12 protein-coding genes are annotated in these 11244 nt (G+C 36.5%); 11 read left to right on the forward strand and 1 reads right to left on the reverse strand.

Going from position 1 to position 11244, the window contains the following annotated elements:
* The first annotated feature begins 31 nt into the window (after positions 1-31).
* The 7 genes from CEF19_RS23270 (at position 32) to CEF19_RS17755 (ending at position 4341) form a co-directional block, all read left to right on the forward strand.
* The gene (locus tag CEF19_RS23270) at positions 32-274 is read left to right on the forward strand and encodes a hypothetical protein (protein WP_157800994.1); all 243 of its coding nucleotides are present in this window, start codon (positions 32-34) and stop codon (positions 272-274) included.
* Positions 231-896, forward strand: a complete 666-nt coding sequence (locus CEF19_RS17730; RefSeq protein ID WP_157800995.1) for a glycoside hydrolase domain-containing protein — start codon at positions 231-233, stop codon at positions 894-896. Before CEF19_RS23270 ends, CEF19_RS17730 begins: the two co-directional genes overlap by 44 nt.
* A 131-nt stretch (positions 897-1027) precedes the next feature.
* Positions 1028-1741: an MBL fold metallo-hydrolase gene (locus tag CEF19_RS17735; RefSeq protein ID WP_100407292.1), complete on the forward strand. Its 714-nt coding sequence runs from the start codon at positions 1028-1030 to the stop codon at positions 1739-1741.
* A complete protein-coding gene (locus CEF19_RS17740) occupies positions 1741-2313 on the forward strand; it encodes a TetR/AcrR family transcriptional regulator (protein ID WP_100407293.1) in 573 nt (190 codons plus the stop codon). The genes CEF19_RS17735 and CEF19_RS17740 overlap by 1 nt, the downstream gene beginning before the upstream one ends.
* 89 nt (positions 2314-2402) lie before the next feature.
* A complete protein-coding gene (locus CEF19_RS17745) occupies positions 2403-3215 on the forward strand; it encodes a uroporphyrinogen-III synthase (RefSeq protein WP_100407294.1) in 813 nt (270 codons plus the stop codon).
* Between the two features lie 233 nt (positions 3216-3448).
* The gene (locus tag CEF19_RS17750) at positions 3449-3877 is read left to right on the forward strand and encodes a disulfide oxidoreductase (RefSeq protein WP_100407295.1); all 429 of its coding nucleotides are present in this window, start codon (positions 3449-3451) and stop codon (positions 3875-3877) included.
* Positions 3877-4341: a thioredoxin family protein gene (locus CEF19_RS17755; RefSeq protein WP_100407296.1), complete on the forward strand. Its 465-nt coding sequence runs from the start codon at positions 3877-3879 to the stop codon at positions 4339-4341. Before CEF19_RS17750 ends, CEF19_RS17755 begins: the two co-directional genes overlap by 1 nt.
* Before the next feature lie 94 nt (positions 4342-4435).
* Here CEF19_RS17755 and pepF read toward each other — a convergent pair whose 3' ends face one another.
* On the reverse strand, positions 4436-6223 hold the full coding sequence (gene pepF, locus CEF19_RS17760) for an oligoendopeptidase F (protein WP_100407297.1): 1788 nt from the start codon (positions 6221-6223) through the stop codon (positions 4436-4438).
* A 450-nt stretch (positions 6224-6673) separates the two neighbouring features.
* Between pepF and CEF19_RS17765 the strand changes: the two genes are divergently transcribed.
* The 4 genes from CEF19_RS17765 to CEF19_RS17780 all read left to right on the forward strand — a co-directional run bounded on the left by CEF19_RS17765 (position 6674) and on the right by CEF19_RS17780 (position 11183).
* A complete protein-coding gene (locus CEF19_RS17765) occupies positions 6674-8449 on the forward strand; it encodes an SLC13 family permease (RefSeq protein WP_100407298.1) in 1776 nt (591 codons plus the stop codon).
* A gap of 135 nt (positions 8450-8584) precedes the next feature.
* Complete coding sequence (locus CEF19_RS17770) at positions 8585-9451, forward strand: gamma-glutamylcyclotransferase family protein (RefSeq protein ID WP_198510313.1); 867 nt, start codon at positions 8585-8587, stop codon at positions 9449-9451.
* Entirely contained in the window at positions 9452-10072 is a 621-nt protein-coding gene (locus CEF19_RS17775) for a cyclase family protein (protein ID WP_100407300.1), read from the forward strand.
* Positions 10073-10214: 142 nt separating this feature from the next.
* A complete protein-coding gene (locus tag CEF19_RS17780; RefSeq protein ID WP_157800996.1) occupies positions 10215-11183 on the forward strand; it encodes a sugar-binding protein in 969 nt (322 codons plus the stop codon).
* Positions 11184-11244 lie beyond the last annotated feature (61 nt).

The following is an 11244-nucleotide window of genomic DNA, read 5'->3' on the forward strand; positions in this document are numbered from 1 at the left end:
AGAGAATTCAACACTGATAGGAGGCGGAAATGTGCGCCAGTATATCATTTTAGGATTCTTTTACCTTATTGCGCTGGCAAGTTTTTTTCTGTTTGTTTTTCAAGATGGGCAATCACTAATAGAAAATGTCCTTAATATTGATACAGAGGACGTAATGGAGGAGTACGACGTATCACCAGAAGAAGTTGAAGAGAATGAGGGAGGAACAGAAACTTCAAACGGAAATGAGGATGTTAATCAAGATATTCTTTGGGGGAGTAGATTCGGCAAGTAGAACAACTAGTGAATTATTATCATGTGTTCAAAAGGAATTTGGAGATCCGGCTGTTTGGGGAAGGTATTTAGAAAATAAAGAAGGTGTATCTTTCGGATTAACTCCCGATGAGGTCCAGTTATTGCACGAGAAGGGGATTTCATTTTTAGTTATTTACAATCATTTTACAGAAGGAACAACATATGATAAAGGTGTGGCAGAAGCTGAACTCGCACTCCAATATGCCAAAGAAATTAATGTGCCTGAGGGCGTAGCATTATTTGCAAATGTTGAACCTGAATATCCTATTGATGCTGAGTTTATTTTAGGGTGGTACGATACTATTTCTCCTTCACAATATAAACCGGCAATATATGGTTATTTTTCGATCGAAGGAGACGTTCGGTCTGCCTATGATAGTGCTGTAACTAAAAATCCGGAATTGGGAGAGCAAATGATTGTGTGGACCAATCAGCCTCAAAAGGGGATAACGACAGAAGGCAATGCACCTGAATTTAATCCAGATGGACCAAAAGAAAATAAGCAAATTGTGTGGCAGTACGGTATCGATGCGGAGACTTGTAATATAGATACGATTCTCTTTGAAGAATCATTTTTAGAGTACGTCTGGAGGCCAGAATAACTTGATAAAATGACTTTTAAAGACTGCTATTTTCACAAAGCAGTCTATTAAACATTTATTTGACAAAACTAATACCATTAGTTAAATTTAAACTAATGGTATTAGTTTAAATCAAATAGGAGGGTGCATCAATGAAGATAATAAAGGAAGATTCGATATACCAGTTAGCATTTATGCCCAAAGTATTTCCTGTAAACTGTTATTTAGTTGAAGAGCAGAATGAATTAACATTAGTTGATGCGGCGCTTCCTTATTGTACAACTGCAATTTTACGAGCAGCCGGATCACTGAAAAAGTCCATTACTCGAATTGTACTAACACATGGTCATGCGGATCATGTAGGCGCATTGGATGGGTTAAAGAAAGCTTTACCTGAAGCTAAGGTTTATATTTCAAAGAGGGATGCAAAACTATTAAAGGGTGATATTTCATTAGAAGCAAATGAGAAGAAAAAAATTAGGGGAGGTATAGCGAAGAATATCGTAACTAACCCTGATTACTTTATAAAGGATGGAGACCAAATTGGTTCTCTTTTAGCTATATCAACGCCAGGACACACACCAGGTTCAATGTCTTTTCATGATATTAGGCATAGCATTGTGATAGTCGGTGATGCATTTCAGTCAAAGGGAGGGTTTGCTGTATCTGGCACAATGCAGCCTTTCTTTCCTTTTCCTGCACTTGCAACGTGGAATAAACAGGATGCGCTTCGTAGTGCGAAAATGATTGAACAATTAAATCCCAAAGTTATTGCGTGTGGGCATGGGCGCATGGTCAAAGAACCAAAAGGAATTTTGGAAGTAGCAATTAAAAAAGGATATAAAAGTCTGAAAGGTGAGAGCTAATGGCATCCAAAAGAAAAGGGTTAGATAAATCACTAATAGTAACAGCTGCTATTGACATAGCGAATTCAGACGGAGTTGAAGCTGTTACCATTGCGAATCTTGCAAAAAAGCTCGGAGTAAAATCCCCCTCACTCTATAATCATATTGAAGGTCTGGCTGAACTGCGCAATACGATTGCATTATTTGGACTAAATGAATTACATCAAAGATTGGAAAAAGCATCTACAAAACGGTGTGGGGAAGAAGCAATTCATTCTGTAGCTAGCGCCTATCTCTTATTTGCGCATCATCATCCAGGAGTTTATGAATTAACCTTAGCTCCAGATACAAGGGTTAAGGCTATCGAACAAGCAAGCCTTGCACTTATTGAACTAACCATCAGGCTATTTCAACCTTTTGAACTAGATGAAGATGAATGTATTCATGCTGTTCGGGGTTTTAGAAGTCTCTTGCATGGATTTGCTTCCCTTGAGAAAAATGGTGGGTTTGGTTTACCTTATTCTTTGGAAAAAAGTTTTACAAACTTAGTCAGTGTCTTTATAAACGGTCTAAATTTTTATAAAGGGAATTAGCTTCTATTCTTAAATTCAACTATAATAAATAACTATATGAAAGTTTAAATAGAATGTGCTTAGAGTCATTTTAAAAAAGGGGTGGTTTTATGGGAATAGGATTAACTGGAAAAAGAGTGGTTATTGCAGGGGCAAGAAAAACGGAGGAAATTAGTAAAATTATCGAAAAGCAAGGTGGAATTCCTGTGCTCAGACCACTTCAAGGTACGGTTTATCTAGCAGATAAACAAATTGAACCTGAGTTCAAAACGATAGTTGAAAGTGGAACAGACTGGATAATTTTCACTACCGGCGTTGGACTAGAAACTTTAATAGAGTTGAGTGAAAAGTTAAATATGAAAGAGCGTTTTATTGAATTGATTCAACATGCGAATGTAGCTTCTAGAGGGTATAAAACGAATGGTGCTTTAAAGAAACTAGGTGTGAGACCCAAAGCTGTGGATATAGACGGTACGACACAAGGATTAATTCATACATTGAGAAACTATGATTTTTCGGGGAAACGTGTCGTAGTCCAACTCCATGGTGTAACGGTGCCCAAGTTAACAATGTTCCTTAAAGAACAAGGAGCAGAAGTGATAGAAATTCTACCTTACCAACACATCGCTCCTGATAAGGAAACGGTAAAAACATTGTGTCATGAAATACTAAACACAGAAGTTGATACGATTTGTTTCACGACAGCAATACAGGTGCGTTCACTGTTTGAATTTGCGAGAGCGAACAACATGACTGAAAATCTATTAAGGAAATTTCAAGATGAGGTTTTGGCAGTTTCAGTTGGGAAAGTGACGACAGAGGCATTAAAGGAAGAGGGCGTCGATCGTGTCATTGCACCAGTTATTGAACGGATGGGTGCCATGATTGTCGAAGCAGCGAGATTTTATAGCAAATTTAAATAACATGTTTAGACTTAATAATTTTAAAAAAGCGGACATAAAAAGCTTACTTTTTATGTCCTGAAAAAGAATATAATAATTTCACGTACTGAAGAAATGGAAATTTACAGAGTATATATCCAAGAGAAAAACATTGAAACTTTAAATGAGTTTCACGAAATTGTCAATACAGTAACATCTTCCTCTCATGTATAATAAATTGTACTTTTAAATTTTTGAAAGTAGAGGGTAGGAGCATGAATAATAAAAAAATCGAGAATCTCCTCGTTTTTGCCTGGCTAACATCACTTATAGCAACACTAGGGTCTCTATATTTTTCTCAGATTAGAATGTTCGAACCGTGTACGTTATGCTGGTATCAGCGAATCTTAATGTATCCATTGGTGATTGTTATATTAATAGGAATTATCCAAAAAGATGCAAAAGTAGCACTATATTCGTTGGTTTTTTCTTTAGTAGGTTTTCTTCTATCAACCTATCATTATGCTTTACAAAATCTTTCGTTTTTGTCAGAGACTGCTCCTGCTTGTGGTAGAGTTCCATGCACAGGACAATACATAAATTGGTTAGGCTTCATCACCATACCGTTTTTAGCAGGAACAGCTTTTCTATTTATATTTATTTGTAGTCTACTTGTATTTAAGATAAAAAAGGAGGAAGCATGATGAAAAAATTAATTCTTTACGGATCAATTGTCATTATTCTATTTATTAGTCTGGCTGTTGTAACTAATATTTCACAAACCAAAAAGGCTGAAGGTAATCCATTTGGGAAGAAGTCCATTCATCCATCCACTGCTGAATTAATGAATGATGCTAACTATCAAAATGTCATTCTACCTGATGAGTTAAGTGAGAGACTAGCAAGTGGGGAAGAGCTTACGGTTTACTTTTATAGCTCGACTTGTCCATTCTGTAAGGAAACTACGCCAAGGCTAGTCCCAATTGTAGATGAAATAGGAATTGATCTTAAACAGTATAACCTCAAGGAGTTTGAAGAGGGATGGAATGATTACCAAGTGACAAGCACACCGACAGTTATTCACTTTAAGGATGGAAAAGAAGTTGACAGAATTGTTGGCGCTGCAACAGACGAGGAGTTTAAGGAGTTTTTTCAACAATATGAGTAATAACGAAAGGGTGTTCCGGAACGAAGGCGATAGACCTTCAGGAACACCCTTTCGCTTGTCTTTATAACTATTTTCATGAAATCACGCCAGAATATTAAAGTTTTTCAAATTCACTAAGTAATTCTCCAAAATAGGACAACGCATGCTCAATTGGGTCAGGATTACTTAAATCAACACCTGCCTTCTTTAGTAATTCAAGTGGATAGTCTGAACTTCCACTCTTTAAAAAAGTCAGATACGCCTCTGTGCCTTCTTTTTCCCCAGAAAGGAGTTTATCAGCAATTTGGATTGCAGCAGCAAAGCCAGTAGCATATTTATAAACATAGAAAGGTCTGTAGAAGTGTGGGATTCGAGACCATCCATATTTTACTTCATCATCAAAGGTAACAACATCTCCTTGATAGCTTCTAAAAAGCTCCCCATAAAGCTCATTAAACGAAGAAGCATTAAGTGGTTGTTGCTGTTGAGCCATTTCATGTGTCCGTTTTTCAAATTCAGCAAACATGATTTGAGTAAAAAAAGTACCTCGAAACATATCAATGAAATGGTTGAGTAAATGCTTCTTCTTCTTAGCGTCCGTTTCATTATTTAATAAATAATTTATTAGGAGAACTTCGTTAACAGTTGAAGCAACTTCAGCAACAAAAATCGTATAGCCGGCCGTTATTTGTGGTTGATATTTGTTTGAATAGTAGCTATGCATCGCATGCCCCATCTCATGTACAAGGGTGAACAGACTGTCTAAATCATCTTGATGATTCAGTAACACAAAAGGATGGACCCCATATAAGCCCATATTATAAGCCCCAGAACGCTTTCCAGGTGTTTCTCGCACGTCGATATAGCGTTTTTCTTTAAAGGTACGAAGTATGTCGATATAGTCGGTCCCAAGAGGAGATAATGCATTTAACATAATGTCGTATGCTTTTTCATAGGGAATTTCTTCTTTACTTTCCTGTACGAGTGGTACATTCAAATCATACTGTCTTAAATCATCTAAGCCAAGCACATCTTTTCGGATTTCTGAGTAGCGATGAAGGGGAGCGATATGTTTCTTCGTCGTTTCAATCAAATTATCATAGACTTCACCTGGGACAAGATCTCCGAACAGTGACTTTTCCAAAGCGGAAGAGTAACCCCGTATCGTTGAAAGTGTAACATTTGTTTTAATCGCTGAAGAGAGGGTCGAAGCGATAGAATGGTTTAGTTGAACATAAGGCTTATAATAGGCCTTATAAGCCTCCTGTCTTTTACCTCGGTTTTTATCTTCAATTAGCTTAGAATACATGCCTCTTGTAAGCTGAACCTTCTCACCTTTATCATTGGTTACCTCACCAAATTGAATATCCGCATTGTTCATCATACCGAACGTTTTACTTGGAGAAGATAACGTCTCGCCTAGTTCAGATAAGAGCTCTTCTTTTTCCTTACTGAGAATATGAGCTTTGTAACGGTATGTTTCGAACAAGTCATCTTCGAAATAAGCTAGTTCTTTTATTTCCGCTATGTAGCTCTTTAATGTCTCTTCTTTAAGACTTAAAAGAAACGGTGTGAAGAAGGAGGTACTTGAACTCACCTTTACACTTAGCTGTGTTGCTTTATCAACCAATTCTTGTGAGGACGATTCTCGCGTGTCTAAATCAACTTGGAGACGTGCATATACGAATACTTTTGAGAAAATAAACCCAAGTTCTTCTTGTTTAGTTAAAAAGTCAAGTAATGATTGTGCGTCTGTAATTGCACCATCAAATGTTTTCAAATCTTTTGCAAGGTCTTCAACTTTGAGAAAATCAGCTTTCCATAAATCTTCTGAGGAATAAATATCAGTTAAATCCCATTTTTCATAATCAGGTACATCTTTTCGCGAAGTATAGCTTGTCATTGGAACCACTCCTTTACGTTTACCATATTCTACTTGTGTGCCATTGTATCACAAGTATCTGAATAAAAAAAAACACAAACACGAAACAATAAGCAAAGCCGGCAAATGTTTTGAAGCTAGTTTTAGCGATCAGCGAGCAGAGCATCCAGACCGCTTGCGGCAATGCTATCTACGGTAAGGGGCTGCCCCGACGTGATCTCATTCGAGCAATAGTTTTCATTCCTTGTTGCATGTAGTACATGGAAGTTTTGAACACGATAATTAGTATCATATCGAAAATTGAAGCAATTATATCTAAATATCTACTTAATGCTATCATTAAGTTTTCTTATTTTAAGATTAGAAAAGTTTATAACTTTTCGTAGACAAAAAGATTGGGATAATCTATACTAATCTAAATTACTACAAAACATATCAAATTACTATGAATTAAGAAGTGGGGATAGCAACATGTCTTTGGATATTATGATTGTGCTAACTGTGGTTGTCGTTATGTTGATTTGTTTAATGAAGGAAGTTTCACGTCCTGATTTTATCGTTTTTTGTGCATTAGCTTCATTATTACTATTAGGAGTGCTCTCCCCCGCAGATGCAGTCAAAGGTTTCTCAAATGAGGGAATGCTTACAGTGGCGCTTCTATTCATTGTTGCAGGTTCTGTTCAACAAAGTGGTCTTCTAACGCAAATCGTTAGAAAAGCATTAGGAACGGGTAAAAACCCACGAACCACGTTAATGAAAATGATGTTACCGATTTCTGGTTTATCAGCGTTTTTAAATAATACACCAATTGTTGTGATGTTTACGCCTATTGTCCGGGACTGGTGTAAGGAAAGAGGGATTGCTCCTTCAAAATTTTTAATCCCTTTATCGTATGCTACTATTTTTGGTGGAACAATTACATTAATTGGAACATCTACAAACTTATTAATCCATGGCCTAATGATTGATACTGGGATGACGGGGTATTCAATGTTTCAATTAGCTATCGTTGGTGTTCCGGCCGCCCTAATAGGGACTCTATATATGAGTACAATCGGTTATAAGCTTCTTCCTGACAGGAAATCATCTGATACTATGTTTCAGGAAAATACAAAAGAGTATTTATCCGAATTAGTGGTTGAAGAGAATTCACCTGTAATCGGAAAGACAATTGAAGTAGCTGGATTAAGAAGCTTAACAGGATTGTATTTAATTAGCATCATTCGTAAAGATGGAGAGCGAATAGCACCAGTTAACTCTTATCATAAAATTAAAGCAGGAGATCGGTTAGTATTTACTGGTTTAATTTCAACAATTGTTGAGCTTCAAAATATGAAGGGCTTAAAGGTTGAAACGGGTTCGAGGGTGCAGTTAGATGATTTAAAAAATGGAACACAAGTATTATTAGAAGCCGTTGTCTCTCATCAGTCTAATTTAGTTAATAAATCAATAAAGCAAAGTGAATTTCGCGTAAAGTACGGTGGTGGAGTCATTGCCGTTCACCGTAACCAACAACGGATTAATAGTAAAGTTGGAGACATTGTTTTAGAGCCGGGAGATACTTTACTAATTCTTGCTGGGAAAGATTTTGAAAGTCGATGGGCAAGTGCAAAAGATTTTTACTTGTTAAATGCTGTTAAAGATGCTGAGGTTGTCGATTCGAAGAAATCTTTTATAGCGATTGTCACGCTAGTAGCGATGATTCTTCTTGCAACTTTTGAAGTTTTAAGTATGTTCAAAGCTGCGACATTAGCTGTACTCGTCTTATTTCTGACCAAAACAATTTCGTTTGAGAGCGTCAGAAAATATGTTCAGTTTAATGTTCTCTTGTTAATTGCCAGTGCAATCGGAATTGGAGTTGCTCTTGATCAAAGTGGCGCTGCTGCTCTTATTGCAGAGAAGCTTGTCAGTGTTACTGGTGGTATAGGAGTAGTTGGGATTTTAATTGCTATCTATTTGATAACAACCATTTTCACTGAGATTATTACAAATAATGCAGCGGTTGTACTGATGTTCCCCATTTCACTAGCGGTATCATCTCAGTTAGGGATTGATCCAATGGCATTTTTCGTTGCAATTACATTAGCTGCCTCTGCAAGTTTTGCAACACCAATAGGGTATCAAACGAACCTAATTGTCTATGGGCCTGGTGGTTATCGTTTTTCTGACTATATGAAGGTGGGTATACCTCTAAATATTCTCTATTTAATTGTAACTGTCATCATTGCATATTTTGTTTGGCTTTAAAAAGATGGGATAGGGTTCAAACCTACGCCATCTTTTTTTTATTCACAAAAACCTTCTTATTTTTCTTAGATATACTAGATAATCATAGTAAACATGTTTATGATTTACAGAAGAGTAAAAAATGGAGGAAAGACGATGTCACAAAAAAACATTACACTGTTTGTATATGGAACATTGAGAAGAGGAGAAATAAATCATTCGTTCTTGAAGCAGGCGAATCAAAAGTTACAGCAATGTTGGGTAAAAGGCGAACTGCATGATACAGGCGCGGGATATCCTATAATAAGGAAAAAAGAGTCTAGTAGAGTATATGGTGAGATTTATCAAGTTTCTAAGGAGGAACTGTCTCAAATTGACGAGCTTGAAGATTATCACCCTAATCGTCCTGATAACTTATATGAACGAGTGGAACAGACAGTATATACGAATCAAGGATCTTTGAAAGCGTTTGTTTATATAGAAGGAAAACAGTGTATATCTCCATCCAATTGTATTAAAAGCGGTGACTGGAAAGAATATATCTTAACAAACTCGGAACGTCCCATTTATTATTTTGCGTATGGTTCTAGTATGGATCATACTCGCTTTAAAGAAGCAAATGTCCACCCATTCTTCCAATTTATTATGGGGAGAGGGACACTTCAAGGTTATACACTGCGATTTACGTTACCGACAAACGAGGGAGGAAAAGCCGATATCGTTGAAGAAGGCGGTAATGTTGAGGGGAAAGTGTATCTGATTGACAGGCAAACATTAATGTATCTTTACGAGGAAGAAGGAGTTTCAAGAAATGTGTATCGCCCTACGTTTGTCTGGCTTGAGTTAAAGAGTAAACAAATGATTGAAGCGGTAACCTTCGTCGTCGTAGATAAGCAAAAGGAGACTGCTCCCTCTGAAGATTTTAAGAAAGAAATCCTTAGAGGCGGTAAAGAATTCTTAAGCGATAACTATTATGATCTATTAGAAAGACATATTGCTATATTAGAAAAGGGGGAATATTAAATGAAAATTATTGATATTAGTGTCACCATTTATGAGGGAATGCCAACATATATGGGGAATGAAGCAAATCAGCCAGTTATTCAAACAAAAACAAATGACTATATTACAGATACCAATCTTAAAATGAATATTCATACGTGTACACATATTGATGCACCACTGCATATGCTCAAGCAAGGTAAAACAGTCGAAACGATTGAATTAGAAAAACTTGTCCGTCCTTGCAAGGTAATCGATGTCACAAAAGCACGTGATCGAATATCTTCTGATGATTTGAGAGGAGCTGAAATCGAAAAAGGAGATTTTCTGCTATTAAAAACTCAAAATTCACTGGGGATGACAACCAATGACAATTTCATTTTTTTAGCTGAGGATGGAGCAAAGTATCTAAGTGAAAAAGGAATAAGCGGCGTAGGTATTGATACATTAGGAATTGAAAGAAGTCAAAATAATCATCCGACCCATAAAACATTATTCACAAAGGATATTATTATTCTTGAAGGGTTAGACCTAAAAGAAGTGGAAGCAAAAGAATATCTTTTAGTCTGCGCCCCACTTAAGCTAATTGGAACAGAGGCAGCCCCCGCTCGTGCTTTTTTAATCGATCAATTTATGCCTTGAACCGGCAAAACGCTCCATTTGCTTATAAAAGTGAGAAGGTCTAAGTTTCTCGTGGTAAAATTAATTAGGAATCAACTATTATTCAGTAATGAAAATATATGCTAAAATAATTAAGTTAACCGTTGGTCATGGAGGTGGTACATTGAGGCAAAATTATATCATTCATATACTACTAGTAATCGGAGTCTGTATTTCAATAAGCTTTATGTACCACTTCTTCGTGAAAGCGCTTCAATATGATGTGACGATTGATACGGTTCCTCCTTCTAAAGAACCATCCTATCACTTTGTATTAATTGTAGAAGAGAAAGAGAACCCATATTTCAAAGACTTGATTAAAGGAGCTCAGGATGCGGCAGCTCCTCATGACGTACTCATAGAATATGCAGGACCAAAGCAAACAAATATTGATGAGCATATTAAATTAATTGAAAAAGCAATCGCTTCGAAAGTCGACGGTATAATGACGCAAGGTTTAACAGATAAGGAATTCAAACCAGTTATTGATAAAGCCTTAAGTAAAGGAATTCCTTTAATAACAGTGGATACAGACTCAGAAAATAGTAATCGAATGTCATATGTCGGAACGAATAATTATGAAGCAGGATACAAAGTGGGACAAGCTCTGTTGTTGGAGACTACAGGACCTATTAAAGTTGGAATTGTTACAGGAAGTACAATCGCTAATCAGCATAAATTAAGAGTGAAGGGCTTCGTCGATGCGGTAGAGCCTATTCCTAGAGTTGAGATTCTCGCAATTGAAAGCTCAAATCTAAGTAAAATTCAAGGAGCAGAAAAAACATTTCAGATATTACGTGATTTTCCCCAAATTAATGTTCTGTATGGGACAAGTGCATTGGACGGCATAGGAATTTCTGATACGCTTGAGCGAGTCAAACCAGCTACCCCAATAAAGGTCTATGCTTTTGATGACCTTGAAGAAACAATAAATTATTTACAAAAAGGAATTATTCATTCAATACTTCGGCAACAGCCTTATGATATGGGTCATCAGGCCGTTGTACTATTACTTGATATCATTAACGGTAAAGACGTAGAATCAGAATATTATACAGATACTGAATTTATTCAAAAAGAGGATATAGAATAGGAAAAATAGCGAGAGAGTTAACAGGAACAATATAATATGAAGAAACAGGTTAGGAAGATGT

Source organism: Bacillus solitudinis (genome assembly GCF_002797395.1).
Lineage (GTDB): Bacteria > Bacillota > Bacilli > Bacillales > Bacillaceae_D > Halalkalibacter_A > Halalkalibacter_A solitudinis.